Here is a 25,845-nt window from a genome sequence, read left to right as displayed (position 1 = left end):
GGCATTAGGCTGCATACGAATTCATTCAGGGGATGTGAGTTAAGAGTGAGCATTTTGGTCAATAAAGATACAAAAGTCATTACCCAAGGTATTACAGGCGCTACTGGCTTGTTCCATACCAAAGGCGGATTGGAATACGGCACGCAAATGGTAGGCGGCGTAACACCTGGCAAAGGTGGCACGAACGTTGACATTACACTTGATAACGGCACGCTCGTATCATTGCCTGTATTCAATACGGTTGCTGGGGCTAAAGCTGCTACTGGAGCTAACGCTTCGGTAATCTACGTTCCACCGGCATTCGCTGCCGATGCGATCATGGAAGCGGTTGACGCTGAATTGGATCTTGTCATCTGTATAACAGAAGGCATTCCAGTGCTTGATATGGTAAAAGTAAAACGTTACATGGACGGCAGCAAAACCGTTCTTATCGGACCTAACTGCCCAGGCGTTATTACGCCGGATGAGTGTAAAATCGGCATTATGCCTGGTTACATTCATACAGCTGGACATGTTGGCGTTATCTCTCGCTCAGGCACATTGACTTATGAAGCGGTTCATCAATTGACGACTCGCGGAATTGGACAATCATCTGCAGTAGGTATCGGCGGCGACCCTGTTAAAGGCTCCGAGTTTATCGATATCTTGAATCTCTTCAATGAAGATCCTGATACCTATGCGGTAATCATGATCGGTGAAATCGGCGGTACGGCAGAGGAAGAAGCTGCTGAGTGGATTAAAGCCAACATGAAAAAACCGGTTGTCGGCTTCATCGGCGGCGCGACAGCGCCTCCAGGCAAACGGATGGGACATGCAGGCGCAATCATTTCCGGCGGTAAAGGTACAGCTGCTGAAAAAATCGCAACGCTTGAAGCTTGCGGCATTAAAGTAGCTCCAACGCCATCTGAAATGGGTTCAACGCTTGTTAGCGTTCTTGAAGAGCAAGGCTTGCTAGAAAAATGCATTACGCGTAAATAATGAAATAGATCCAAACAAGGTAAGCAACCTTTCGACTACCCGATAACGGGAGTTGGAAGGTTGCTTTTTTTGTTGCCGGTCGCCATTATTTTAAGGGTTGACTTGCATTCTTATGCTGTGTAACGCACAATAGATAAGAATGCAAGCCACCCCTATTGAAGAAGGGGTTGGACGAGGATGGAACAAAATAACGATATTCGCAGGCAAATGATTATGGCTTTGCATGAGATTCCCGGCATTGGATGGCATGCTATTCAGAAGGCCGTCCGGCATCAATTTTGGAATATGCCATTATGGAGTATAGAGGATTTACTTGCGATTGGCTTGCATCGCGGCCAAGCAAACGCTGCGGCGGAGCGTTATGCTGAGCAGTCATGGATGCTTGCAGAGGACCGGGCTGAAGCAGTAACTAGATTGAACGCAGTTGCGCTAACGCCCTATGATTTGGCATATCCAGCTATTTTAAGGGAAATTGCTCAGCCGCCTTGGGTCTTATATGCAAAAGGCAGGTTAGAGCTGCTGCAGCGACCCGCCATTGCGATTGTTGGAACGAGAGTGCCAACCGCATACGGCAGGCATTCGGCGGCTGCGCTTGCACAGGAGCTATCCTCCGAGGGCTTGACTGTCGTAAGCGGCTTAGCGAGAGGGATAGATAGCAAAGCTCATGAAGCTGCACTCTACGAAGCGGGAGGGACGATTGCTGTCCTTCCGACACCGATTGATAAGTGTTACCCGCCAGAGAATCTCTCTTTATTTCACAAAATCGCGGAGCATGGGTTGTTGGTCTCGGAAACCCCGATCGGTACTCCGCTGCATCCTGGTCAGTTCCCTCAGCGCAATCGGATTATCGCCGCCTTATCTGTCGGAACTGTTGTCGTGGAAGGCGCAACAAAGAGCGGCTCGCTTATAACCGCTCAGCATGCATCTGACATGTCGCGTGAGCTGTTCGCCATACCAGGTCCGATCTCATCGCCTAAGAGCGAGGGTCCAAATGAACTAATTAAGCGCGGCGAAGCTAAGCTGATAAGCAGCGCATATGACATTATCGATGAGCTGAAGTGGCTGCCAGCTGCATTAGAAGCTTACAAGGATGCAGAGAAAACAAGTGATCCCAAACAGAAGGAAGATGGCGCTCGACTAACACTGGAAGAGAGCAAATTGATCGCTTTTTTGAGAGATCAGCCATTATCTATCAATGAATTGCATGAGCTTTCGGCCATTCCGTTTGGACATTTGAACGCACTTCTGCTAAATTTATGTATAAAACGCAAAATTGAATTGCAGCCCGGATCAATATATATTGCTTTATAGCTTGCAATGGAGAGAGGAGGCGCCTTATATGGCAGATTCTTTAGTTATCGTCGAATCACCCGCAAAAGCCAAAACGATTGGCAAATATCTAGGCAGCAAATATATCGTTAAAGCTTCCATGGGTCATATTCGCGATTTGCCCAAAAGCCAGATCGGCGTCGAGGTTGATAATGATTTTAATCCAAAATACATAACGATACGCGGCAAAGGCAGCATCCTTAAGGAATTGAAGGATGCCAGCAAAAAAGTGAAACATGTCTTTCTAGCAGCCGATCCGGATCGCGAAGGAGAAGCGATTGCTTGGCATTTGGCACATTACTTGGAGCTGGATGAAACCGATACCTGCCGCGTAGTATTTAATGAGATAACGAAGCAAGCGGTTAAGGATGCTTTTAAAACGCCGCGCAAAATTAATATGGATCTTGTCAACGCACAGCAGGCGAGACGTATTTTGGATCGTTTGGTCGGTTACAAAATTAGCCCGCTGCTATGGAAAAAAGTGAAAAAGGGCTTGTCAGCCGGCAGGGTCCAGTCGGTTGCGGTTAAGCTTATTATTGATCGTGAAAATGAGATCGATGCCTTCGTGCCTGAAGAATACTGGTCGATCACTGCGAAGCTGAGTCATTCCGGAATCCCATTTGATGCTAAATATTATTCTATTAATGGAGAGAAGCGCGAGCTTGGCAAGGAAGCGGAAGTTCAGGAAGTACTCGCCGCGATGAAGGGCAGCCAATTTACCGTATCTGAAGTGAGAGAGAAGGAGCGCCTGCGCAATCCTGCGCCGCCGTTCATCACAAGCTCGCTTCAGCAGGAAGCGGCAAGGAAGCTCGGCTTCCGCGCTTCTAAGACGATGTCTGTCGCACAGCAGCTATACGAAGGCGTGGAGCTTGGCAAAGAAGGAACCGTTGGTTTAATTACTTATATGAGAACGGACTCCACTCGTATATCGCCAATTGCGCAAGAGGAAGCAAAGGAATACATTACGGAAAAGTATGGTGCGCCATTCGTGCCTGAACAGCCGCGCGTTTATACGAAGAAAAACAGCAACGCGCAGGATGCGCATGAAGCGATCCGTCCAACATCCATTTTGCGTGATCCCGAAACGATGAAGCCTTTTCTCAGCCGCGATCAGTTTCGTTTATACAAGCTTGTATGGGAACGCTTTGTATCGAGCCAGATGCAATCTGCGGTTCTGGATACGATGACAGTTGATTTGCAAGCTGGCGAGACGGTGTTTAGAGCTACCGGTTCTAAAGTGAAGTTTGCAGGCTTCATGAAGGTATACGTAGAAGGCAATGATGACGGCACGGTTGAAGAGCATAAGTTTTTGCCTCCGCTCGCTGCGGGCGATGAGATCAGCTCGGAATCCGTTGATCCGAAGCAGCATTTCACACAGCCGCCGCCGCGGTTTACAGAGGCTCGGCTTGTGAAGACGCTTGAGGAGCTCGGTATAGGGCGTCCAAGTACGTACGCGCCTACGCTCGAGACGATTCAGAAGCGCGGTTATATTGCGATGGAAGAGAAGAAATTTATGCCCACGGAGCTTGGCGATCTCGTCATCCAGCTTATGGAGGAATTTTTCCCTGAAATTCTCGATGCCGAATTTACAGCCAACATGGAAGGCAACCTTGACCATGTGGAGGAAGGCACCGAGGACTGGGTAAAGGTTCTTGCTAATTTCTATGAATCATTCGAGAAGCGGCTGGAAGTAGCCGAGGATGAGATGAAGGAAATTGAGATACAAGATGAAGTTTCTGATGAGCTATGTGAGAAATGCGGACGTCACTTGGTCTACAAAATGGGGCGCTTCGGTAAATTTCTAGCATGCTCAGGCTTTCCGGAGTGCCGCAATACGAAGCCGATCGTCAAGGACATCGGCGTAACTTGCCCGAAATGCGCCGAAGGCAAGATCATTGAGCGTCGGAGCAAGAAAGGCCGTATATTCTACGGCTGCGATCAATATCCTGGATGCGATTACGTATCGTGGGACAAACCAACGAATAAGCCTTGTCCGCAATGCGATTCCAAGTTCGTAGAGAAGCGCAATCGCAGCGGAGTGAAGCTGCTCTGCCCGACTTGCGACTATTCCGAAGAGGTTCTGGACGAAGATGAGCAAGGTACGGATACCGATTAATAAGTCATGTGATGTATTTAAAACGACATGACACAAGCATCGAGCATTAACTGCCTGCAAACGAAACGAATGATAACGCCGTACTCGTCCTCCCTCCAACAGGGAGGACACCGTTGTTAAACGGGCAGTTAAATCACTTTAAACCCTCCTAAACGATAGGAGGGTTTAACCAACGTTTATATGTTGCTGCCGTCGTATTTGATTATAATTGCGCAATTGGGATTTAGAGCTTTGACAAAAAAGCTAACAAATGATGAAACATGTCAACAATGGTTTTATTTCTAAATGACTATACAAACCGCGTATTACGAGGTTTTCGATGTATAAAGAGAATGATATTTTGAAAGGATTGAATACATTTTGTCACAACCACAAAAAGTAACCGTCATCGGAGCTGGACTAGCAGGAAGCGAGGCGGCTTGGCAAATTGCATCGCAGGGAGTGTCCGTCATATTATATGAAATGCGTCCAGTCACGAAAACACCTGCACATCATACCAATCAATTTGCTGAGCTCGTCTGCAGCAACAGCCTGAGAGCAAACGGACTTGCCAATGCCGTAGGCGTCCTAAAGGAAGAAATGCGCCAGCTGGATTCGCTTATTTTGAGCTGCGCCGACTTGCATGCTGTTCCAGCAGGCGGAGCGCTTGCCGTTGACCGCGACGGATTCTCGGGAGAGGTTACGCGCAGACTGCATGAACACCCGTTGGTTGAGGTTCGCAATGAGGAAGTTACGGAAATTCCGAAGGATGGTATCGTTGTCATTGCAACTGGTCCACTAACGGCACCCGGCTTATCCTCCCAAATTCAAGAGCTGCTTGGCGAGGAGTATTTTTATTTCTATGATGCTGCCGCTCCGATCGTTGAAAAAGATTCAATCGATATGAATAAGGTTTATTTAGCTTCCAGGTATGACAAAGGGGAAGCAGCCTATTTGAACTGTCCGATGACAGAAGAGGAATTTGAAATTTTCCATGAGGCGCTGACGACAGCTGAGAAAGCTGAAGTTAAAGATTTTGAGAAGGAAGTTTACTTTGAGGGCTGCATGCCAATTGAAGTAATGGCAAGCAGAGGCAAGCAGACGGTGCTGTTCGGACCAATGAAGCCTGTAGGCCTAGTTAATCCGCATACTGGCAAGCTGCCGCATGCGGTTATTCAGCTTCGCCAAGATAACGCCGCAGGTACTTTATATAATTTGGTCGGCTTCCAAACTCACCTGAAGTGGGGCGAGCAGAAGCGTGTATTCTCGCTAATTCCAGGACTTGAGAACGCGGAGTTTGTCCGGTTCGGTGTGATGCATCGAAATACCTTTATCAATTCGCCGCGTCTGCTTAAGCCGACGTACCAGCTTAACAATCGCGACACCCTGTTCTTCGCGGGTCAAATGACTGGGGTTGAAGGCTATGTGGAATCGGCGGCATCTGGATTAATCGCTGGTATTAATGCTGCTAAGCTAGCCCGCGGCCTTGAGCCGGCAGTTCTGCCCGAGCATACAACGCTTGGAAGTATGGCTAACTATATTACGACTGCAGATTTTAAGCATTTTCAGCCGATGAATGCTAATTTTGGTTTGTTCCCGCCGCTGGAGAAGAAGATTCGCAGCAAGAAAGAAAAGAACGAAATGATTGCAAATCGGGCGCTTGAAGGCATTGAGCAATTTAAACGGGAACATTTGCAATAGTATTTCGTAATGATGACATGGCATTCTATTTTCAATATGGAACCTTGAGGAGGCAACGCAATGGAAATGCAATTTCACGCAACGACTATTTGTGCAGTTCGGCATGAAGGGAAAGGCGCGATTGCCGGAGACGGACAGGTAACTTTCGGGAACAGCATGGTCATGAAAAATACAGCGAAAAAAGTGAGAAGGCTTTACCGTGGTCAAGTTGTCGCAGGCTTTGCAGGCTCGGTTGCAGACGCTATCACTTTGTTCGAGAAATTTGAGGCAAAGCTGGAGGAGCATCATGGCAATTTGCAGCGTTCAGCTGTTGAGCTTGCTAAGGAATGGCGCTCGGATCGCGTGCTGCGCAGGCTAGAGGCTATGATGCTGGTGATGGACAAAACCGGATTGCTGCTTATTTCGGGCAATGGCGAGATTATCGAGCCTGATGATGGCATTTTAGCGATTGGCTCGGGCGGCAGCTTCGCATTGTCGGCTGCTAGAGCGCTAAAGCGCCATGCGCCTCAGATGGGTGCAAAGGATATTGCGCGTTCGTCGCTAGAGATCGCTTCTGAAATATGCGTCTTCACGAATAGTAATATTATCGTAGAAGAAATCGAATAAATTTAAATGTGCAATAAATTGACATGTGCTGCTTTGCTTGGAATAGATGAATTTGCTTCGGAAAGTCATAGCGAAGAATAGATATCGGAGGGATTTTATAATGGGAAATGATGCACTGACGCCGCGTCAGATCGTAGCGGAGCTTGATAAATATATCGTTGGACAAAAGCCGGCTAAACGTTCAGTAGCCATTGCTCTTCGCAATCGTTACCGTAGAAGTTTGCTCGATGAAACGCTGCGCGATGAAATCGTTCCGAAAAATATTTTAATGATTGGACCAACCGGAGTCGGTAAGACGGAAATCGCTCGCCGTTTGGCGAAGCTGGTCAAAGCCCCTTTTGTAAAGCTAGAAGCGACAAAATTTACGGAAGTAGGCTATGTCGGCCGCGATGTTGAATCGATGGTTCGCGACCTGATTGAAACGTCGATACGTATGGTAAAAACCGAAAAAACAGAAAAGGTTAAAGATCGCGCCGAGAAGCTCGCTAACGAGCGGATCGTAGCTTTGCTGGCACCTTCTGCTGCGAAGGCCAAGTCCTCCAAAAATCCATTTGAGATGCTCTTTGGCAATCAACAGCAAGCGGATGAACCGAAGGAAGCGCCTGAGGTGGAGAATGAGCTCTACCAAAAACGATCACAACTCAAAGAGCAGCTGGCCGCAGGCAAGCTTGAAAATGAAGTGATCGAGATCGAGGTTGAGGATTCCTCTCCGAATATGATGGATATGCTATCCGGCCAGGGACCTGAGGGCATGGGTATGAATATGCAGGAGCTAATCGGACAGCTTATGCCGAAGAAGCCTAAGAAACGCAAGCTGCCAATTAAGGAAGCGCGCAAGGTGTTGACGCAAGAGGAAGCGAATAAGCTGATCGACATGGATGATGTTATATCGGAATCGATAACGCGAGCTGAACAATCAGGCATTATTTTCATAGATGAGATTGATAAGATCGCGAGCCCTTCACGCGGTTCAGGCCCGGATGTTTCCAGAGAGGGCGTTCAACGGGATATATTGCCAATCGTTGAGGGTTCAACGGTCATGACGAAGTATGGCCCTGTCAAAACGGATTATGTGCTGTTTATTGCTGCAGGGGCATTCCATGTCGCGAAGCCTTCTGATCTGATTCCAGAGCTTCAGGGACGGTTCCCTATTCGGGTCGAGTTGACGAGCCTAAGCTTGGATGATTTTGTAAGCATATTGAAGGAGCCTAAAAATGCTTTAACGAAGCAATATGCTGCGCTGCTTGAGACAGAGGGCATTCAAATCGAGTTTTCGGATGAAGCGATTCACGAGCTGGCATCAATCGCGGCTGACGTAAACCGGAATACCGAAAATATTGGCGCACGCCGACTGCATACGATTTTGGAGAAGCTGCTGGAGGATCTTTCGTTCGAAGCGCCTGAGCTGTCACTCGAGAAAATGACGATTACACCGGAATATGTACGGGAAAAGCTGGGAAGCATTGCACAAAATCGCGATTTGAGTCAATATATACTGTAGTTGTTATGAGTTTTGGGAGGCAATAGAATGACTTTACTTACAAAGACAAGAACGCTAAACCGATTGCTGCAACGTGCTGCCGGCAAAGCGCTCAGCTTCAGGGAAATGGCAGAAGTGCTATGCACAACGATACAGACAAATGTGTTTGTCGTTAGTCGCAGAGGGAAAATACTTGGCTGTTCTGCTGTTGATGCATATGACCATGATTTTATGCGAACGTTATCGGCAGATGAGCTTCGTTTTCCGCAGGAGAGCAATGTCCGTTTTCTTGATATGCAAGAATCCATGACAAATGTCAGGCCTGATCCTGGCATCTATGAAACATTCCCTAGGCTCGGCGATCAAGAAATTATGACGGTCGTGCCAATCATCGGCGGGGGGGATCGTCTAGGAACTTTGGTGCTGACCCGCTTGTCAGGCACATTCGATGATGATGATCTTATTTTGGCTGAATATGGTTCTACGATTGTTGGCATGGAGATTTTGCGCGAGCGGACAGAGGAAATTGAGCAGGAGGTTCGCAGCCGTGCTGTCGTTGCCGTTGCGGTCGGATCTTTGTCGTTTAGTGAACTCGAGGCAGTGGAGCATATCTTTGAAGAGCTGGATGGTAAGGAAGGCCTGCTTGTCGCATCAAAAATCGCGGACAGAGCAGGCATAACACGTTCAGTTATTGTAAACGCGCTTCGCAAGCTGGAAAGTGCTGGAGTAATCGAGACTAGATCATTAGGGATGAAAGGCACATACATTAAAATCTTAAATCACCAACTGTTACAGGAATTGGATAAATTCAAGTCCTAATTATAGGACATTAAGACCATATTTGCCCTATCTTCTTACAAAGATAGGGCTTTTTTCTTATTGTTATATTTTAGGAAATTGTTGAATATTATCTTGTCGGCAAAAATCGACACAACCATCTCATTTTTTTAATTATTTACTGTCGAACAAAGAAGGATTGAGGATTAATCTGTTGAATACGTTATGAAGATCTTCTATGTGAAAGTGGTGAAACTACGTGAATTTGTTGAATGGCGCTGCATTTGGAAGAATGGAAGGTGCGCTTCAAGCAGCTGAAATGCGTCAGCGCGTCATTTCTAACAATGTGGCCAACGGTGATACGCCGCATTTCAAACGGTCTGAGGTTGTGTTTGAGGAATTATTAGAACAATCGATGGGAAATCCGCAAGGACAATTGGTCGGCAAGCAAACGAATCAAAGGCATATTCCGATCGGATCAGGATCTTCTAATCTACCTATACCCAAACTTATTACCGATGAAACAACTTCGATGAACAACAATGAAAATAATGTTGATATCGACCGTGAAATGTCTTTGCTAGCCAAAAATCAATTAAGTTATAACTTGTATATCCAACAAATTAATCATGACTTTAGAATGATGCGCACAGCGATTGAAGGGAGATTCTAAAAGGTGAAGTTGTCAACAGGATTTGATATTAGTGCTTCCGCCTTATCGGCACAGCGTCTTAGAATGGATGTCATTTCTTCTAATATCGCTAATGCGGAAACGACACGCGGCAGTTTCGTAAACGGACAATTTCAGCCCTATAAACGGAAAATGGTCGTAATGGAGCCTATACAGCAGTCATTCTCAAGTGTGCTCTCTCAGCAATTGAGCGGTAACTCAGCTTCACAGGGCGTTAAGGTTTCGAGAATTAAGGAAGATCAATCGCCGAATAAGCTGATTTATAATCCGACACATCCTGATGCTGATGCTAATGGCTATGTAAATATGCCTAATGTGGATGTTACGAAGGAAATGGTGGATATGATTGCGGCGACGCGTTCTTATGAAGCGAACGTAACAGCTCTGAATGCAACCAAATCCATGTTCATAAAGGCGCTCGAAATAGGGAAATAATTAGGTGTAAACATCATTTGAAGTATTGGAGGAATAATGTTGATTCAATCGATGTCGCTCGGTCCAGTTCAGCCTGTCAAACTCATTGAAACTCAATCGATTCAAGAAGCGACTCCGGCGCAATTAACACAATCTTTTGGACAGTTTTTGCAAACGGCTATTGATAATGTAAGCAATCAAGAGCAAGGCGTACATAAGCTCAATGACAAATACCTGATGGGTCAAGTGGATGTTACGAAGGTTCTGATTGCTTCCGAGCAATCGCAGCTCAGCTTGCAGCTTACCTCACAAATCCGCAACAAAGTAGTCGAGGCTTATCAGGAAATGATGCGGATGCAAATTTAATACAACTTTTGACCTAGCATAGTATTTGGGTGAGGTGACAATGTGAACGAGAGAATCGCCCAATTTAGAGGCAGGCTTACTCAATTTTGGGGCCATATGGGCAGAAAACAAAAAATATGGCTGGGGGCATCCATTAGTGGAATTTTGTTAACAATTATTTTGTTGACAATCGTATTTACGAGAACAGAATACGAGATTGCTTTTCAAAATTTGGACACAACCGATGCAGCAGCCATAATGACTTACTTAGACAGTAGCGGAATTCCTTATCAGCTTAGCGACAATGGAAAAAGCATTTCAGTTCCCAGCACGGAGGCATCGCGAATAAAGGTCGATGTAGGTTCACAAGGGCTGGTTCAGAACGGATCAATAGGTTTTGAAGCTTTCAATTCAAGCTCCAGCCAGTTTGGAACGACTGAAAATGAATTCAATGTAAAATATTTGAATGCGTTGAATGGCGAAATTCAGCAGCTGTTAAGTGCGATGCAGGGGGTAGAAAGCTCTAAGGTTCTTATTAATTTACCAGAAGAGAGCGTGTTTCTATCAGCAGAGGAAGCAGAGCAGGCTTCAGCTTCTATCATGATGAAATTCATGTCGGGCTATCGACCTAGTCAAAAAGAAATCGATGGTTATTATAACCTAGTTAAAACGGCAGTTCCTAATTTAGCCATTAAGGACATCACGATTTCTAGCCCTCAAGGTGAACTTACATATTCTGAAGTGGATGGCGGTTTAGCTAATAGCGCTGATGCTGTAGAATCGCAATTCATCATTCAACGGAAATATGAAACAGAGCTTAAGAAAAACATACAGCAATTTCTTGGACCAATCGTTGGTGCAGACAATCTAGTTATTCAAATATCCAGCAGCATGAACTTCGACAAGAAGACATCGCAAGAATCAGTTGTGAAGCCGTTAGACAACAACAACAATAACGGAATAGTTATAAGCGAACAAATTGATAGCAGTACATCAACGGGAGGCGCTGGTGACGCTGGCGGTGTTGCAGGTACTGGGGAGACTGATGTACCAGGATATACAGATGGTTCAGCAGCGCAAGGGACTTCGGAAACAAATTCACAAATTCGGAATTATGAAGTAACTCGAATAAACAATAATATCGTTTCGGGCCCGTTTGTTCTTAAAGACCTATCTATTAGTATCGGCATTGAGCAAACAGAAATGAATGATGAAGCTAGCAGAACAGCAATTATGACTTATTTGACAGCTTTGGTGAGAGCACAACTCGCAGATTCCGGTCAAGATGTAAATGATGACGCGTTAATGGCCAAAAAGGTTGCATTGATTGCTAGAACATTTTCTGGCAGCAGCGAGGCTAATCAAGCTAGCGTACTATCTATGCCTTGGTTAATCGGTATCGGTGTCGCTGCTCTTGCAATAATTGGCGGATTAATTTATGTAATAGCGGCCCGCAGACGCAAGAAAGAAGCTGAAGAAGAAATTGAATTGGCTGCTCCTGCAAAAGTAGAATTCCCTACGCTTGATTTGGAAAGTGTCAGTAATGAAAGTCAAGCACGTAAAAATCTTGAAACACTCGCCAAACGCAAACCGGATGAGTTCGTTAATCTTCTTCGCACATGGCTTGTGGATGAATAGAGGTGGTTTCATTGTCAAAATCAATGCAAGGCTTGTCAGGTCGTCAAAAAGCAGCTATTTTGCTCATAACGCTTGGACCTGAAGTATCGGCACAAATATTCAAGCATTTACGCGATGAAGAAATTGAGCAGCTAACGCTTGAAATCGCGAACGTCCGTAAAGTGGACAGTCAGGACCGCGAAACGATACTAAGTGAGTTTCATCAAATTTGCTTGGCTCAAGAGTATATCACGCAAGGCGGTATTTCGTACGCTAAAGATATTTTGGAAAAAGCACTTGGCGAATCAAAAGCGCTTGAAGTCATTAATCGACTAACGGCTACCTTGCAGGTAAGACCATTCGATTTTGCTAGAAAAGCAGAGCCTACACAAATATTGAACTTTATTCAAAATGAGAATTCGCAGACGATCGCATTGGTTTTATCGTATTTGCAATCCGAGCAATCCTCGCATATTCTTTCCTCGCTTCCGCAGGAGAAGCAGGCAGAGGTCGCAAGGCGTATTGCGCTCATGGATAGCACTTCGCCAGAAGTTATCTCTCAGGTTGAGCGTGTTCTAGAGCAAAAGCTATCCGCTACCGTTACACAGGATTACACGAATGCCGGCGGTATCGATTCAATCGTACAAATTTTAAATGGTGTCGATCGCGGAACAGAGCGAACCATTCTCGACGCGCTTGAAATTCAAGATCCAGAGCTAGCAGAAGAAATCAAGAAGCGTATGTTCGTATTCGAGGATATTGTCAACATCGACAACCGCTCGATTCAACGAATCATTCGGGATATCGAGAATGCAGATCTTCAGCTTGCGCTCAAAGTGGCGAGCGAAGAGGTTCGAGAAGCGATATTCCGCAATATGTCGAAGCGTATGGCCGAGACCTTCAAGGAAGAAATGGAGTTCATGGGTCCAGTACGCCTTCGCGACGTGGAAGAAGCGCAAACTCGTATCGTTGCTACTATTCGCAGACTAGAAGAGTCAGGAGAAATCATCATCGCCCGCGGTGGAGGAGACGATATCATTGTCTAATTTGATAAAATCTTCGAGCGTGATTACTCTTGAACAGTTAAAGCAGCTTGAATTGCTGCATCAACGGAATCTAGAAATCGGCGAACCGCAAGAACAGGAAGCGGATATCGAATCTGTTCCGGATGAAGAGACAATCTCCTTAAGAGATCAGATTTTGAATGATGCTCAGCTCTACGCAGAAGAACGTCTTCGCGAGGCAGCACAGGAAAGCGAAAGGCTTCTGGCTGAAACGCAGCAGCAAATCGAAGTTTGGTGGCTGCAAAAGCGTACCGATGACGAAGCAGCCTCCGAAGCCTCGAGGCAAACCGGTTATGAGCTTGGTTATGCGGAAGGTGCAGCAAGCTCAGAAACGGAAATGCGCGAAATTTGGGAGCAGAAGCTCACTGAAGCATCGGATGTGCTAAAAACTGCGTTCCAAATGAGAGAACAAATCATTCAGGAAGCTGAACCCTTTCTTGTGGAATTAAGCTGTGCGATCGCCGAGAAGATTATTGGGCAGCAGCTTACGTTAGCTCCTGAGATGGCGATTGAATTAATTCGCAAATCATTGTCTCGCCGTAGAGAGCAGGGAGTCATCACGCTCTGCGTCGCTCCTGGCCAGCTCGCTTTCGTACAAGCTGCAAGGGAAGAACTTCATTTCGCAATCGATTCACAAGCGGAATTGCAAATTTTGCCTGACTCGACGGTGAGAGATAACGGCTGTGTCATTCGTTCTTCATTTGGCAGCATTGACGCTCGCATCGATACGCAGCTTGCTGAGATTAAACGTGAGTTAATCCATCTTGCTCATCATAGCGGCGAAGAGCGAGGTCACTACAATGATAGTGAATAACTTGGATGTGCTGAAATATATTGAGCATCTGCAGCCACTTGATCCGGTACGAATAAACGGAAAAGTTACGCAGGTAATCGGTCTAACGGTCGAATCGGAGGGGCCGGATGCGAGCATTGGAGACGTATGCTTCATCTATCCATCCAAAGGCGCGAAGCCGATCAAAGCTGAAGTCGTCGGATTTCGAGATAACAAGGTTATCTTGATGCCGTTAGGCGATCTTCACGCGATAAGCCCTGGCTGCGATGTCGTTGGTACGGGCAAGCCACTAACGGTGCAAGTCGGGTCAGAGCTGCTTGGAAAAGTGCTCGACGGCTTAGGCAATCCGCTCGACGGTTCTTTTTTGCCAAGCCGCATGCCTCATTATTCAACACATAATGAACCAAGCAATCCGCTCATGCGTCCGCGAGTCGTTGAACCGCTAGGGATTGGCGTTAGAGCTATCGACGGTCTACTAACCGTAGGTCGCGGCCAGCGTGTAGGCATCTTCGCAGGCTCCGGCGTTGGAAAGAGTACGCTGCTAGGCATGATTGCTCGGAACACATCTGCTGATGTCAACGTTATCGCCTTAATCGGCGAGCGCGGACGCGAAGTGCTGGAATTTATCGAGAAGGACCTCGGTCCTGAAGGCTTAGCGCGTTCGGTCGTTATCGTCGCTACTTCCGACCAGCCAGCCTTAATTCGTATGAAAGGCGCGTTGATTGCGACATCTATCGCTGAATATTTTCGCGATCGCGGCCTGAACGTCATGTTGATGATGGATTCGGTGACGCGGTATGCGATGGCGCTGCGTGAAGTTGGACTCGCGATCGGCGAGCCGCCTGCTACACGCGGCTATACGCCTTCTGTATTCGCAGCGCTGCCTAAGCTGCTTGAAAGAGCAGGAACAGGACCTACAGGCTCGATAACAGCGTTCTACACCGTGCTCGTTGATGGCGATGACATGAATGAGCCGATCGCGGACGCTGTCCGCGGAATACTGGATGGTCATATCGTTTTGAGCCGTCAACTCGCACATAAAGGACATTTTCCGGCAATCGATGTACTTGCATCTGTCAGTCGCGTTATGAAAGAAATCGTGACTGAAGAGCAGCAGGATGCCGCCAATGAATTGAAGAAAATGCTTGCTATCTATAAAGATTCGGAAGACTTAATCAATATAGGGGCGTACCAGCGAGGATCGAATGCAGAAATTGATAAGGCGCTGCAATTTATTGAACCCATTCAGAGCTTTACGAAGCAGAAGACCAATGAAAAGGTAAGCTTAGAGGAAGCACAAAATCGTTTAATTACCGATTTTTATAGGAGTTGAATCGATAGATGGCATCGTTTAGGTATTCATTTCAGAAGGTCATAGATTTGAAATCGAGTGAGAAGACTCAAGCAGAATGGTTGCTGTCAACGGCAATTGGCGCTTTAGCTGCAGAGGAGCTGTCGCTAGAGGAGCTGCGTGCGAAGCAGCAGGAATGGGAAGTGAAGCTTCAAGAAGCTTCAAGTATAGCCGTTCCTCTATCAGAGCTGCAGCTCATACAGCAATACTTGGACTATTTAGTAGCTTGTATTACGAGCAAGTTGAAAGATGTATTGCATGCACAGAAGGCGGTTGAGCAAAGCAGGCTTAGACTTTCCGATAAGATGAAGGATGAGAAGGTATGGCTTAAAGCTAAGGATCATGCGCGTGACCGGTTCCAGTATGCGATGCAAATTAAAGAGCAGAACGAATTGGATGAGATGGCAAGCGTCCGTTTCATGATACCAACCCCATAAAATGATGCGATATACCGGCTAGAGGGAGTGAGTGGAATTGGCGGGTACGGAAAATGAAAAGCAAGGCTACAGCACACTTGAACGAATTATGTTTTTGATGACGCCGATTTTATTCGCAATCGTTTTGCTCGGCGTATTGTATACCTTGTTCAATATTGACTTTCGCAATAAAATGCTGGAAACCGGAAATTCTATCCCATTCCTTAAAGACGTGCTTCCGGAGCCAAAGATTGCAGGCGGAGCGTTAAATGATGATGATTTGAGAACAGCAAACATGTCTGCGAAAATTGCGGATTTGCAAGCTCAACTTACTGCGATTGAAAGCGAGCTAGCAGCTGCGAATCAAACGAAGACGATGCTGGAGCAAGAGGTAAAAGTTCTAGAGAGCGATAATACGCAGCTCAAGAGCTCTAATGATGATCAATTTCTTGAGGATGAGCAGTACCAGTCAAAAATTCAAGAGTTAGCGAGCATGTTTTCCAAAATTTCGCCAAGCAAAGCAGCACCTATTTTGCAAAGCATGACTTTGGATGAAATGGTGCTGGTGTTTGCGAATATGCGAGCTGACGACAGAGTTCGCATTCTGGAGAAAATGAATCCGCAGACGGCTGCTGATGCAGCGATGAAGCTAAAGGATAATGTGAAGGCCAAGGATCTGCAAATTGCAGCACTGCAAGCGAAGCTGGATGCACAGAAGACGCCGCAAAAGGCGCAGGCTTCCTCTGTCCTTGATCAAGAGCAGCTTAGCGCGACATTTACAGCTATGGACCCTAAAAGCGCAGCTGAATTGTTGGTCAAAATGGTCGACGTGAGTCCTAGTAAAGTGCTTCGCATTTTAAATGCGGTTGACGACGCGAGCAGATCAACGATTTTAGCCGAAATGTCAGCTCTTAATAAAGCGATCACAGCACAGCTGGTATCGAAGTTGATGCCTGGGAGTTAATGGCTCTGATCAAGTGTCTATTTAAGCCCCCCTATATTGAAAGGAGGTGAGAAAAATGGAAATGATAGTATCTCAAGTCGCATCTACCCAGCAACAGGCACAATCGACTGCAAGTGGACAAGCAAGCAAAAGTGCAGGCGGAGTTGAATTCCAAAAGACGTTAGTGCAACAAATTAACAGTGAAGCCGCTAGCGGCACTGGAAATACACAGGGTGTTCAACTTGTTGCGAATGTACAAAAGGAAGGAACGGTTGAAGCGGAGATAGCTGCGGCTGCACCTGCTATATCCGATCTGATGTCAATCATTGATGGATTGCTTGCTCAGCTTGAAGCTCCGGCAACAGAAGACGGTGAAGCGCGAGAAGTAGATGAGCAGCAGTTGAAGCAGCTTGAGGCCGTACTAGATCAGATGAATGCACTGCTTGCGCTTTTAGGAATTCCAGTGCCAGTTATTCAGCAAACCAATAACCAATTGCAGGCTGAAAATGGAACCCTATCTGTTCAAGAGTCTGCTGTAAATGTTTCTAATGTGAAGTCAAACCTTCAGGACACATTGCTTCAATTGCAGTCGATGCTTCAGCAAGGAACAACAAAGATGATTCAACAGCAAGAGCCTACCGTGCTAATAGCGGAGCAGCTTAAAGCGTTAACAGCGATTTTGGAAGGCGAACCGGTGGATACGAATAAGCCTCAGACGAAATCGATTGCCTTCACACAACAACTGTTTACACAGCAAAATGCTCCACAAGCTGAGGTTAGCACGCTGCTTCAGCGTTTATCGCAGCAGTCTGTTCATCCAGCATTATTATCTACGGCTGTACAAAGCACCGAACAGGCAGTCGAAGCAGAAATCGCGATTTCACCAATCGAGCCGAACGCACAGCTGCAGCTCGTCGCAAGTCAATCGGAAACACTTCGTGGACTTGCACCGCTTGCCGCTAATGCAGCAGCTACATCATTTGTTGTTGCGGACGATTTTGCCAAGTCCATGACAGGAATGATCGTGCAGAAATTTGACCTGACGACAGTGAACGGTGTATCAGAAGCTAAAATCATGCTTTTTCCTGAACATCTAGGTCAAGTGGATGTTCGAATTACGATGCAAAATGGCTTGTTGACGGCAATCTTCCAAACGGATACAGCTATGGCCAAGGATATGCTGGACAATCAGATGGCACAGCTTCGATCTGCTCTACAAGCACAAGGCTTAATGGTTGATAAGCTAGAAGTATCGCAGGGTCAGTCGACAGCGCAGCTTTCTCAGCAGCATCAAGGCCAAGGAAGCAGAGAGCAGCAATCTTCCAGCCGACATGCTTTTACCGGCGATGAAGGTGCAGGCGAAGCCCAATTCGAAACCGAATTGATTGAACAAGCCACTATTCAAGGTCTTGGGTTCGGTAGAGGAATAAATGTTAAGGCCTAGCTGAACGATATGATCGCTAAAGAGGATGGAGGTGATCGGGAATGTCAGACAGCATGTCTACTCGCGTAGTTTGGCCGAATTACAGTCAAGCGAACGTGCAAGCGGCAGCAAGCAAAAAGGATTCTGGAACATTAGGCAAGGATCAATTTCTGAGCATCCTAGTTACGCAGCTGCGGAATCAGGATCCCATGCAGCCGCTGCAGGACAAAGATTTTATTGCGCAAATGGCACAGTTTACATCGGTAGAGCAGCTTATGAACATGGCGACCGAGTTAACCTTAATGCGACAGAGTATAGGTTCCGCTTCCACCATGATCGGAAAGACGATTGAATGGAACGAGTACAACGAAGCCGGGGAAGTAACTACCGCAAGCGGAGTTGTCAATTCCATTATTTCGAAGGAAGGCAAACTATATGCAAGGGTAAGCGGCGCGGAAATAGCTCTTGATTATGTCACATCGATTTCGGAGACAAATGGCGATCATACGCAGCCAGACGAATCGGTCGACAAATCTTCTGAAACAGCGAATGCTGAGGAGGAGGTTGAGGTCTAGTGAATGACGGCGTGAGAATCGGGCATATTTTTCCGGTTAAGTCCACACCTCTACAGCCAAGCAAAGCAGCAGTTAGCCGTGCTTCGCAGCCAACACCATTTCAAGAAATGCTTGATGCGAAGGTGCTTAAGTTCAGCCATCACGCTGAGGTGCGCATGCAGCAGAGAGGCATTAAGCTGCAGCCGGAATCTTTGACGAAAATTATGAATGCTGTTGAAGAGGCGGCATCAAAAGGCGCGCAGGACTCATTAATTGTTTTTCGAGATATAGCAATGATCGTAAACGTGCCAAGCCGTACGGTTGTAACGGCAATGGATGGCGGGCAAATGAGGAGCAATGTATTTACGCAAATAGACAGTGCTATTATTTTATCGTAAGGCTGGACCTATCAGGAAGCCTTAAGCTGTGGACCGAATGAAGCAGCTTTATGATAGTGCGTACATCCTTTTCAAGCCAAATGAGTCTAATCCATATTCCAGGAGGAATAACAAACAATGCTAAGATCGATGTATTCGGGCGTATCCGGTATGCGAGGCTTTCAAACAAAGCTTGACGTAATTGGTAACAATATTGCGAACGTCAACACGGTTGGTTTCAAAGCTGGCCGCGTCATGTTCAAAGATATCTTAAGCCAGACGGTGGCGGGTGTTACTGCGCCTGAAGATGGCGTGCGCGGCGGTGTAAACGCGAAGCAAATCGGTTTAGGCGTGTCCATCGGTTCCATCGATACGGTACATACCGCAGGCAGTGCAATGACGACGAACCAACCGACGGATCTTCGAATCGATGGCGATGGCTTCTTTGTAGTAAGAGCCAATGAGGAATCAGAAATGCTTCTTACGCGCGCGGGCAATTTTACTCTGGATGCGAATAGACAGCTCGTTACAGGCGATGGTTACTTTGTTCTAAGCGCTGACCAAGCGCCGATCGTGCTTGATGAAGCGATCACTGCTTTCTCCATCGGACAGGATGGAACCATTATGGGGGTTACTGCTGATGGAACGGAACCTGTTGCGCAGCTTGGCGTTGCCAAGGTCGTAAACCCAAGTGGACTTGAGAAGCTTGGCGGCAATATGTATCGTGTGACGGCTAATGCTAACCCCGACGCTTCCATTGAAGACTTTTTGACCTTCGCTGGTGACCCGGAGCTAGGCACGGGCGCTATCATTGCGGGTCAACTTGAAATGTCTAACGTTGACTTAACGGCTGAGTTTACGGAAATGATCGTTGCGCAGCGCGGCTTCCAAGCCAATTCACGTATCATTACGACTTCTGATGAAATATTGCAAGAGGTTGTTAACTTAAAACGATAGGTAAGTCATAATGAGCGGGAGGCTTCATGCCTCCCCTAGGTGTGAGGGGGTAACTGATGATTACCGTAACACGTTTGAATGGAACAAAAGTCACGATTAATGCATTGCTCATTGAATTGATTGAAGAATCTGCTGATACGGTTATTGCGCTTACGACAGGAAAAAAGCTGGTAGTCAAAGAAAAGACAGCTGAACTGTTGCTGCTTAATCAACAGTATCTTCGAACAATAGGCCTCATTGCGGCGGCCCAGAAGAGTGAACAAACGGAGGGTCCCTCAACATGAAAAAAATGCTTCCTTGGCTAATAACGATTTTATTATCCATAACGTTAATCGCAGTTGTTGCCATTATTTTATTTAAGTCCTTTTTTACTGATCCGAAGGAAACGGCGACAGAAACCAAAACAATCGAGGTTAAAGTGCTTTCGGCAGATGAGCGGGTGGAGGTTACATCCGAATTAAAAGATTTCAGAAGAAACCTAAAAGATCCCGAATATGTTGTGGTTCTAAGCTTCGCATTCCAGCTTGACAGCAAGAAAACAAAGGAAGAATTCGACAAGCTGCTCGAAATTGAAGTTCGACCTATCATTAACCGTACATTAGCGGATATGACTGCTGCAGAGTTTCAAGGCTCGCAAGGCGAGGATGCGCTTGAATCGAAGCTCCTTAACCTAATTACTCCTATTATTCCGAAAGGTAAATTGGTAAAGGTTGAAATCACCAACTTCCTAATTACCGAGCTTTAACTGACTACGCAGACATTCCTCGAAGGAGGTGAGATATTTGGTTGATGTTTTATCGCAAAATGAAATTGATGCGCTGCTAGCTGCATTGGACTCCGGTGAAATGGATGCAGAGGATTTAAAAAAGGAAGAGATAACGCGTAAAGTCAGTTTATATGATTTCAAACGCGCCGTTCGCTTCTCCAAGGATCATATTAGAAGCTTGACTCGGATCCATGAAAATTTTGCGCGATATTTGACAACCTATTTCTCAGCGCAACTTCGCACTTTTGTTCAAATAAATGTCGTGCAGGTCGAGCAATTGCCTTATGACGAATTTATACGTTCGATTCCTAAGATGACAATCTTGAACATATTTGAAGCGGAGCCGCTGGAAGGTCGAATGGTGCTTGAGGTACATCCAAACGTAGCATACGCTATGCTGGATCGAATGTTAGGCGGACAAGGCATTGCGCCTTCCAAGATTAACAATTTAACGGAGATCGAAACGATCATTATGGAGCGTATCTTTAGCCGAACATTCGAAAGCCTGCAGGAAGCATGGAGAACAATTATTGATATCTCTCCAAGGCTTGAAGCCCTTGAGACGAATCCTCAGTTTATGCAAATCGTTTCTCCGAATGAGACGATTGCGCTTATCTCATTCAGCACTAAGATAGGCGATACAACAGGCATGATTAACTTATGTATTCCGCATGTTGTTATCGAGCCGATCATGTCAAGACTTTCTGTTCATCATTGGTTTGTTTCGCAGAAGAAAGCACGTGCGCCTGAAGAGGTTGAAATTTTGGAGCAGCGCGTAAACAAAGCGAAGCTGCCTATCGTAGCAGAGCTTGGCGAATCTGCGATTACAATAAAAGAGTTCTTAGGGCTGAATATTGGCGATGTGATCTCCTTGAATAAGTCAGTCGATGATGGGCTGAAAATTAAAGTTGGAGAGAAGCTTAAATTCATTGGCAGTCCAGGCTCCGTTAAAGGACGACTGGCTGTACAAGTTGATGAGATCGTCAGCGAAGGAGTGGAAGAAGATTATGACGAGTAAGGACTATTTGTCGCAAGAGGAAATTGATGCATTGCTTCGTCAATCCTCCAATGAGCCGGAGCCTGCGCAGTCCTCTGAGGGTGGAGCTCAGCTTGCAGACTTCTTAAACGAAATGGAACAGTCTGCACTCGGCGAAATTGGAAATATCACCTTTGGCAGCGCCGCAACAGCATTGTCAACGCTGCTTGGCAAGAAAGTAGATATTACGACGCCGCAAGTTACCATTGTAAAGAAAGATGAGCTCCCTGACATTTTCCCTAAGCCGCATGTAGCGGTTAGCGTGCAGTATGTCGATGGCTTTCAAGGCATTAACTCCCTCGTCATTAAGACGAAGGATGCACAAATCATAGCTGATCTCATGCTAGGCGGCGACGGTAACAACATTACGGTTGAAGCGCTGAATGAAATCCATATTAGTGCTGTACAAGAAGCAATGAATCAAATGATGGGTTCTTCCGCTACTTCTATGTCGACGATCTTTAATAGATTTGTAAATATATCGCCGCCGGGAATTGATATTTTGGACGTAAACAAAGGCGATGGCATGGAGCATTTGCCGCCGGTGGATTTGTTTATTAAGATTTCATTCCGGTTGACGATTGGCGATTTAATCGATTCGACGATTATGCAGCTGCTCCCAATCCCATTTGCAAAGCAAATGGTTGATATTTTGATGGGGGTAGTAGAGGAAGAACCTGCACAGCCAGCTGCTCTGGCTTCGCCAGCGCCTCCTGCAGCGTCCGCAGCACAGCAAGCTACAGCAATGCAGGAAACGGCAGCGACGGCTCAGATGAGCGCTGCACCGCCGCAGATGCATATGGCACCGCCAATGCAGCAAATGCCGCCTATGCAGTATCAAACGCCAGCCGCTGGCTACGACATGCCGATGCAGCCGCCTGGACCGCATACATATGGCCATTCAGCAAATCGAAACGTAAACGTGCAGCCTGTGCAATTTGCTAATTTTGGAAATGCACCTTTTAATCTGCCAGATGAAACAAACCTCAATTTACTTCTCGACATACCGCTTAAGGTCACGGTAGAATTAGGAAGAACCCAAAAGCAGATAAAGGATATTTTGGAGCTGTCGCAAGGCTCGATTATCGAGTTGGACAAGCTTGCTGGCGAGCCAGTGGACATCCTTGTAAACAACAAGCTAATAGCAAAAGGCGAGGTTGTTGTCATCGATGAAAACTTTGGTGTTCGCGTTACCGATATCGTAAGCCAATGGGACCGCATTCAAAAATTACAATAGTATCCTAGGAGGATAAAAAGATGGCAAACCGCATTCTAATCGTAGACGACGCAGCTTTCATGCGCATGATGATTCGAGACATTTTATCAAAGAACGGCTACGAAGTCGTCGGTGAAGCCCCAGATGGCGCTCAGGCGGTTGAGAAGTACAAGGAATTGAAACCTGATTTGACAACGATGGATATTACGATGCCAGAGATGGACGGAATCTCCGCACTGAAGGAAATCAAAAAGCTTGATAGCAACGCAAAAGTAATTATGTGTTCAGCAATGGGTCAGCAAGCAATGGTAATTGATGCGATTCAAGCAGGCGCAAAGGACTTCATCGTCAAACCGTTCCAAGCTGATCGCGTTATTGAAGCGATTAAGAAAACGCTCGGATAACGGTAGGACATTATGCTTAACATACCTTCGCGCATTTCAATGGTGTCTGCTCTTGAGATGGCGATATGGCCTCGTTTTGCGGCTGCTGCTGCAATTGACGGCAGCAGCGCAAATCAAGATGAACAGATGGTTTTTACCGGATCAAAGGATCTAGCGGGCAGCTTGGTTTGGGTGATCATCTCGCTTGCCATCGTTATCGTGCTGATAATTATCGTTATAAAATGGCTGTCTCAGCGCAACCGTACGTGGGGAACGAATCGATCGCTTCGTTCACTCGGCGGAATTGCGCTAGGACAAAACAACTCGCTTCAAGTCGTTGAAATTGCTGGTCGAATTTACATCGTTGGCGTTGGAGAGAACATTACTCTACTCGATAAGCTTGATGATCCAGAGCAAGCTGAGTCCCTTATCTCGGCGCTTGAGCGCCAGCAAGAGTCAGTCTGGTCAAAGGATGCAATCTCTCAATTGCTTAGCAAACTAAAAAACCGAAATGAGAAAGCAAGTCCCGAGCCGTCAAACGAGCAATGGAACAAGGAATCTTCTTTTTCGGATTTGTTGCAAAGCAAGCTAAGCAAGCAAGCGGACCGCAAGCAACAACTTGAATCGTTGTTACAAGACTCAAAAACAAATGAACGGTTGATCGATGATGAAAAATAAATGGTGGTTATCAATCGTTGCTGTACAGCTGCTTGCGCTACTCTTACATAATCAAGCATTTGCGGAACCGTTGCCCGACGTATCCATCAATATTGGCGACGGTGGCGGCGAAACGTCCGGTACTAGCGCTATATCCATTCTTCTATTAATAACAGTACTAAGCATCGCGCCAGCGATTATGGTTCTTATGACCAGCTTTACTCGTATCGTTATCGTCCTTGGCTTTGTAAGAACATCACTCGGAACGCAGCAAATGCCTCCCAATCAAGTGCTAATAGGACTTGCGATGTTTTTAACCTTTTTCATCATGGCTCCGACATTCTCGCAAGTAAATGAGGTTGCGCTTCAGCCTTATTTAAAAGGTCAAATCTCGCAAACTGAAGCCTTTAAAGAAGCATCCGTGCCAATGAAGAAGTTTATGTTCTCTCATACGAGAGAAAAGGACTTGATGCTCTTCATGAATTACACCAAAACGGAGAAGCCGGCTTCATTCGAGGAGATTCCGATTACGGTATTAATACCTGCTTATGCAATAAGCGAGCTCAAAACTGCGTTTCAAATGGGCTTCATGATCTTTATTCCGTTTCTAGTCATCGATATGATCGTTGCAAGCACTTTGATGGCGATGGGGATGATGATGCTTCCTCCCGTTATGATATCGTTACCGTTTAAATTGCTTTTGTTTGTTTTAGTTGATGGATGGTATTTAATTGTTAAATCATTATTGTTAAGCTTCAACACGTGATACTTGCAGGGAGGGACGTTCGATGAGTACTGATTTCATAATCGGATTGGCCGGCGAGGCCGTATTCGTGGTTTTGAAAGCCAGTGCGCCAATGCTCGTTCTTGCTTTGGTTGTAGGGTTAATTGTCAGCATATTTCAAGCAACAACACAGATTCAGGAGCAGACGCTTGCTTTTGTTCCGAAAATTGTAGCGGTCTTCGTGTCCATCATTGTTTTTGGCCCATGGATTCTAAATACGGTTATCGACTTCACTTACAATCTGCTGAACAATCTTCATAATTACATCGGTTAGGTTGTGAGTGGATGAACGCGATCGTACAAGGTTTTCCTATTTTTTTGTTAATCTTTTGTCGAATTACAGCGTTTTTCGTCGTTGCGCCTGTCTTTTCTTCGCGAGGCGTGCCGAATGTATTTAAGATTGGGCTTGGCTCATTCATCTCATTTACTGTTTTCTTGACGTATGGGATGAATCAGACGATCGTACCGGATGCAGAGTATGTGCTTGTTCTGCTGCGAGAAATATTGGTCGGCGTACTGATGGGTTATGTGGTCTATTTGTTTTTTACTGTCGTACAAACCGCTGGCGCATTTATGGATTTGCAGGTTGGTTTTGCAATGGCTAACATCGTAGACCCTCACACAGGTACGTCAGCCCCATTGCTAGGCAATTTCAAGTACATGCTGATTATCGTCATTTTTCTAATGATGAACGGCCATCATTTTATGTTGACTGCGCTTATGGATAGCTACAAATGGATGCCTTTGTCAAACGAACTTTTCAGCAAATTAATGAGCGGCAGCGTGACCGACTTTTTGACGAGAACCGTAGGCAACACCTTTTTACTGGCTATTCAAATAGCGTCACCATTAATCGTTGCCATGTTTTTGACGGATGTTGGATTAGGTTTCTTGACCAAAACAGCCCCTCAATACAATGTGTTTGTAATCGGTATCCCGCTTAAGCTGATCATTGGCATGTTTTTGCTCATTTTGTTAATGCCAAGTCTTGCTGGCATATTCGAAAGATTGTTTTCCATCATGTTTGATGCTTTGGAGCAGTTATTCGGAATCGTGCAAGGACCGCCGCCTGAGGGACAATAGGAGGATGCT

The 25,845-nt window shown here is 46.1% G+C and carries 29 protein-coding genes; all 29 read left to right on the top strand.

The genetic code is table 11. From position 1 onward, the window contains the following. The first annotated feature begins 45 nt into the window (after positions 1-45). Positions 46-978 (top strand): succinate--CoA ligase subunit alpha, encoded by a 933-nt coding sequence (sucD, locus tag AC2TDN_RS05935; protein ID WP_482065556.1) that lies wholly within the window; start codon positions 46-48, stop codon positions 976-978. Positions 979-1,155: 177 nt separating this feature from the next. Then, positions 1,156-2,289, top strand: a complete 1,134-nt coding sequence (dprA, locus tag AC2TDN_RS05930; RefSeq protein WP_484687296.1) for a DNA-processing protein DprA — start codon at positions 1,156-1,158, stop codon at positions 2,287-2,289. Positions 2,290-2,317: 28 nt separating this feature from the next. Continuing rightward, a complete protein-coding gene (gene topA, locus AC2TDN_RS05925; RefSeq protein ID WP_484687295.1) occupies positions 2,318-4,423 on the top strand; it encodes a type I DNA topoisomerase in 2,106 nt (701 codons plus the stop codon). A 360-nt stretch (positions 4,424-4,783) separates the two neighbouring features. Further along, entirely contained in the window at positions 4,784-6,103 is a 1,320-nt protein-coding gene (gene trmFO, locus AC2TDN_RS05920; RefSeq protein ID WP_484687294.1) for an FADH(2)-oxidizing methylenetetrahydrofolate--tRNA-(uracil(54)-C(5))-methyltransferase TrmFO, read from the top strand. Positions 6,104-6,163: 60 nt separating this feature from the next. Continuing rightward, a complete protein-coding gene (gene hslV, locus AC2TDN_RS05915) occupies positions 6,164-6,709 on the top strand; it encodes an ATP-dependent protease subunit HslV (RefSeq protein WP_482065552.1) in 546 nt (181 codons plus the stop codon). A 100-nt stretch (positions 6,710-6,809) separates the two neighbouring features. Next, the gene (gene hslU / locus AC2TDN_RS05910; protein WP_482065551.1) at positions 6,810-8,210 is read left to right on the top strand and encodes an ATP-dependent protease ATPase subunit HslU; all 1,401 of its coding nucleotides are present in this window, start codon (positions 6,810-6,812) and stop codon (positions 8,208-8,210) included. Between the two features lie 27 nt (positions 8,211-8,237). Beyond that, positions 8,238-9,008, top strand: a complete 771-nt coding sequence (gene codY / locus AC2TDN_RS05905; RefSeq protein ID WP_482065550.1) for a GTP-sensing pleiotropic transcriptional regulator CodY — start codon at positions 8,238-8,240, stop codon at positions 9,006-9,008. Between the two features lie 217 nt (positions 9,009-9,225). After that, complete coding sequence (flgB, locus tag AC2TDN_RS05900) at positions 9,226-9,639, top strand: flagellar basal body rod protein FlgB (RefSeq protein WP_482065549.1); 414 nt, start codon at positions 9,226-9,228, stop codon at positions 9,637-9,639. 3 nt (positions 9,640-9,642) lie between these two features. Further along, positions 9,643-10,092 carry a flagellar basal body rod protein FlgC gene (gene flgC, locus AC2TDN_RS05895; RefSeq protein WP_484687293.1) on the top strand — a complete coding sequence of 150 codons (450 nt, stop codon included), beginning with the start codon at positions 9,643-9,645 and terminating at the stop codon, positions 10,090-10,092. 39 nt (positions 10,093-10,131) lie between these two features. Next, entirely contained in the window at positions 10,132-10,437 is a 306-nt protein-coding gene (gene fliE, locus AC2TDN_RS05890; RefSeq protein ID WP_484687384.1) for a flagellar hook-basal body complex protein FliE, read from the top strand. A gap of 42 nt (positions 10,438-10,479) precedes the next feature. Next, positions 10,480-12,054, top strand: a complete 1,575-nt coding sequence (fliF, locus tag AC2TDN_RS05885; RefSeq protein ID WP_482065547.1) for a flagellar basal-body MS-ring/collar protein FliF — start codon at positions 10,480-10,482, stop codon at positions 12,052-12,054. Between the two features lie 23 nt (positions 12,055-12,077). Next, entirely contained in the window at positions 12,078-13,079 is a 1,002-nt protein-coding gene (fliG, locus tag AC2TDN_RS05880; protein ID WP_482065661.1) for a flagellar motor switch protein FliG, read from the top strand. Continuing rightward, the gene (locus AC2TDN_RS05875) at positions 13,072-13,911 is read left to right on the top strand and encodes a FliH/SctL family protein (protein WP_482065546.1); all 840 of its coding nucleotides are present in this window, start codon (positions 13,072-13,074) and stop codon (positions 13,909-13,911) included. Before fliG ends, AC2TDN_RS05875 begins: the two co-directional genes overlap by 8 nt. Continuing rightward, a complete protein-coding gene (gene fliI, locus AC2TDN_RS05870; protein ID WP_482065545.1) occupies positions 13,898-15,223 on the top strand; it encodes a flagellar protein export ATPase FliI in 1,326 nt (441 codons plus the stop codon). The genes AC2TDN_RS05875 and fliI overlap by 14 nt, the downstream gene beginning before the upstream one ends. An 8-nt stretch (positions 15,224-15,231) precedes the next feature. Beyond that, on the top strand, positions 15,232-15,678 hold the full coding sequence (gene fliJ / locus AC2TDN_RS05865) for a flagellar export protein FliJ (RefSeq protein WP_482065544.1): 447 nt from the start codon (positions 15,232-15,234) through the stop codon (positions 15,676-15,678). 37 nt (positions 15,679-15,715) lie between these two features. Continuing rightward, the gene (locus AC2TDN_RS05860) at positions 15,716-16,621 is read left to right on the top strand and encodes a magnesium transporter MgtE N-terminal domain-containing protein (RefSeq protein ID WP_484687292.1); all 906 of its coding nucleotides are present in this window, start codon (positions 15,716-15,718) and stop codon (positions 16,619-16,621) included. A gap of 55 nt (positions 16,622-16,676) precedes the next feature. Continuing rightward, a complete protein-coding gene (locus AC2TDN_RS05855) occupies positions 16,677-18,044 on the top strand; it encodes a flagellar hook-length control protein FliK (protein WP_484687291.1) in 1,368 nt (455 codons plus the stop codon). A 41-nt stretch (positions 18,045-18,085) separates the two neighbouring features. After that, a complete protein-coding gene (locus AC2TDN_RS05850) occupies positions 18,086-18,598 on the top strand; it encodes a flagellar hook capping FlgD N-terminal domain-containing protein (protein ID WP_482065541.1) in 513 nt (170 codons plus the stop codon). Further along, positions 18,598-18,975, top strand: a complete 378-nt coding sequence (locus AC2TDN_RS05845; RefSeq protein WP_482065540.1) for a TIGR02530 family flagellar biosynthesis protein — start codon at positions 18,598-18,600, stop codon at positions 18,973-18,975. The genes AC2TDN_RS05850 and AC2TDN_RS05845 overlap by 1 nt, the downstream gene beginning before the upstream one ends. 117 nt (positions 18,976-19,092) lie before the next feature. After that, complete coding sequence (flgG, locus tag AC2TDN_RS05840) at positions 19,093-19,911, top strand: flagellar basal body rod protein FlgG (protein ID WP_482065539.1); 819 nt, start codon at positions 19,093-19,095, stop codon at positions 19,909-19,911. A gap of 56 nt (positions 19,912-19,967) precedes the next feature. After that, positions 19,968-20,195, top strand: coding sequence for a flagellar FlbD family protein (locus AC2TDN_RS05835; protein ID WP_482065538.1), 228 nt, complete (start codon positions 19,968-19,970; stop codon positions 20,193-20,195). After that, a complete protein-coding gene (locus AC2TDN_RS05830; RefSeq protein WP_482065537.1) occupies positions 20,192-20,656 on the top strand; it encodes a flagellar basal body-associated FliL family protein in 465 nt (154 codons plus the stop codon). The genes AC2TDN_RS05835 and AC2TDN_RS05830 overlap by 4 nt, the downstream gene beginning before the upstream one ends. A gap of 37 nt (positions 20,657-20,693) precedes the next feature. Then, positions 20,694-21,695 (top strand): flagellar motor switch protein FliM, encoded by a 1,002-nt coding sequence (gene fliM, locus AC2TDN_RS05825; protein ID WP_482065536.1) that lies wholly within the window; start codon positions 20,694-20,696, stop codon positions 21,693-21,695. Beyond that, on the top strand, positions 21,685-22,950 hold the full coding sequence (gene fliY / locus AC2TDN_RS05820) for a flagellar motor switch phosphatase FliY (RefSeq protein WP_482065535.1): 1,266 nt from the start codon (positions 21,685-21,687) through the stop codon (positions 22,948-22,950). The genes fliM and fliY overlap by 11 nt, the downstream gene beginning before the upstream one ends. Before the next feature lie 20 nt (positions 22,951-22,970). After that, on the top strand, positions 22,971-23,333 hold the full coding sequence (locus tag AC2TDN_RS05815) for a response regulator (protein WP_056637129.1): 363 nt from the start codon (positions 22,971-22,973) through the stop codon (positions 23,331-23,333). 12 nt (positions 23,334-23,345) lie between these two features. After that, a complete protein-coding gene (locus AC2TDN_RS05810) occupies positions 23,346-23,990 on the top strand; it encodes a flagellar biosynthetic protein FliO (protein WP_484687290.1) in 645 nt (214 codons plus the stop codon). Further along, entirely contained in the window at positions 23,980-24,735 is a 756-nt protein-coding gene (fliP, locus tag AC2TDN_RS05805; RefSeq protein WP_484687383.1) for a flagellar type III secretion system pore protein FliP, read from the top strand. The genes AC2TDN_RS05810 and fliP overlap by 11 nt, the downstream gene beginning before the upstream one ends. Positions 24,736-24,757: 22 nt before the next feature. Continuing rightward, on the top strand, positions 24,758-25,027 hold the full coding sequence (gene fliQ, locus AC2TDN_RS05800; protein WP_424765780.1) for a flagellar biosynthesis protein FliQ: 270 nt from the start codon (positions 24,758-24,760) through the stop codon (positions 25,025-25,027). An 11-nt stretch (positions 25,028-25,038) separates the two neighbouring features. Further along, the gene (gene fliR, locus AC2TDN_RS05795; RefSeq protein WP_482065533.1) at positions 25,039-25,836 is read left to right on the top strand and encodes a flagellar biosynthetic protein FliR; all 798 of its coding nucleotides are present in this window, start codon (positions 25,039-25,041) and stop codon (positions 25,834-25,836) included. The last annotated feature ends 9 nt before the right edge of the window (positions 25,837-25,845 follow it).

The organism is Paenibacillus sp. Y660 (genome assembly GCF_057221575.1).
This window is presented reverse-complemented; position numbering and strand designations above follow the sequence as displayed.

What these genes read in the sequence shown, in the direction of transcription:
- fliJ (WP_482065544.1), top strand. Translation starts at nt 15,232, where the DNA reads ATGGCATCGTTTAGGTATTCATTTCAGAAGGTCATAGATTTGAAATCG.
- topA (WP_484687295.1), top strand. Translation starts at nt 2,318, where the DNA reads ATGGCAGATTCTTTAGTTATCGTCGAATCACCCGCAAAAGCCAAAACG.
- AC2TDN_RS05810 (WP_484687290.1), top strand. Translation starts at nt 23,346, where the DNA reads ATGCTTAACATACCTTCGCGCATTTCAATGGTGTCTGCTCTTGAGATG.
- AC2TDN_RS05830 (WP_482065537.1), top strand. Translation starts at nt 20,192, where the DNA reads ATGAAAAAAATGCTTCCTTGGCTAATAACGATTTTATTATCCATAACG.
- dprA (WP_484687296.1), top strand. Translation starts at nt 1,156, where the DNA reads ATGGAACAAAATAACGATATTCGCAGGCAAATGATTATGGCTTTGCAT.
- fliP (WP_484687383.1), top strand. Translation starts at nt 23,980, where the DNA reads ATGAAAAATAAATGGTGGTTATCAATCGTTGCTGTACAGCTGCTTGCG.
- fliY (WP_482065535.1), top strand. Translation starts at nt 21,685, where the DNA reads ATGACGAGTAAGGACTATTTGTCGCAAGAGGAAATTGATGCATTGCTT.
- AC2TDN_RS05855 (WP_484687291.1), top strand. Translation starts at nt 16,677, where the DNA reads ATGGAAATGATAGTATCTCAAGTCGCATCTACCCAGCAACAGGCACAA.
- AC2TDN_RS05835 (WP_482065538.1), top strand. Translation starts at nt 19,968, where the DNA reads ATGATTACCGTAACACGTTTGAATGGAACAAAAGTCACGATTAATGCA.
- fliQ (WP_424765780.1), top strand. Translation starts at nt 24,758, where the DNA reads ATGAGTACTGATTTCATAATCGGATTGGCCGGCGAGGCCGTATTCGTG.
- fliI (WP_482065545.1), top strand. Translation starts at nt 13,898, where the DNA reads ATGATAGTGAATAACTTGGATGTGCTGAAATATATTGAGCATCTGCAG.
- flgG (WP_482065539.1), top strand. Translation starts at nt 19,093, where the DNA reads ATGCTAAGATCGATGTATTCGGGCGTATCCGGTATGCGAGGCTTTCAA.
- AC2TDN_RS05815 (WP_056637129.1), top strand. Translation starts at nt 22,971, where the DNA reads ATGGCAAACCGCATTCTAATCGTAGACGACGCAGCTTTCATGCGCATG.
- AC2TDN_RS05850 (WP_482065541.1), top strand. Translation starts at nt 18,086, where the DNA reads ATGTCAGACAGCATGTCTACTCGCGTAGTTTGGCCGAATTACAGTCAA.
- fliR (WP_482065533.1), top strand. Translation starts at nt 25,039, where the DNA reads ATGAACGCGATCGTACAAGGTTTTCCTATTTTTTTGTTAATCTTTTGT.
- fliG (WP_482065661.1), top strand. Translation starts at nt 12,078, where the DNA reads ATGCAAGGCTTGTCAGGTCGTCAAAAAGCAGCTATTTTGCTCATAACG.
- hslV (WP_482065552.1), top strand. Translation starts at nt 6,164, where the DNA reads ATGGAAATGCAATTTCACGCAACGACTATTTGTGCAGTTCGGCATGAA.
- codY (WP_482065550.1), top strand. Translation starts at nt 8,238, where the DNA reads ATGACTTTACTTACAAAGACAAGAACGCTAAACCGATTGCTGCAACGT.
- hslU (WP_482065551.1), top strand. Translation starts at nt 6,810, where the DNA reads ATGGGAAATGATGCACTGACGCCGCGTCAGATCGTAGCGGAGCTTGAT.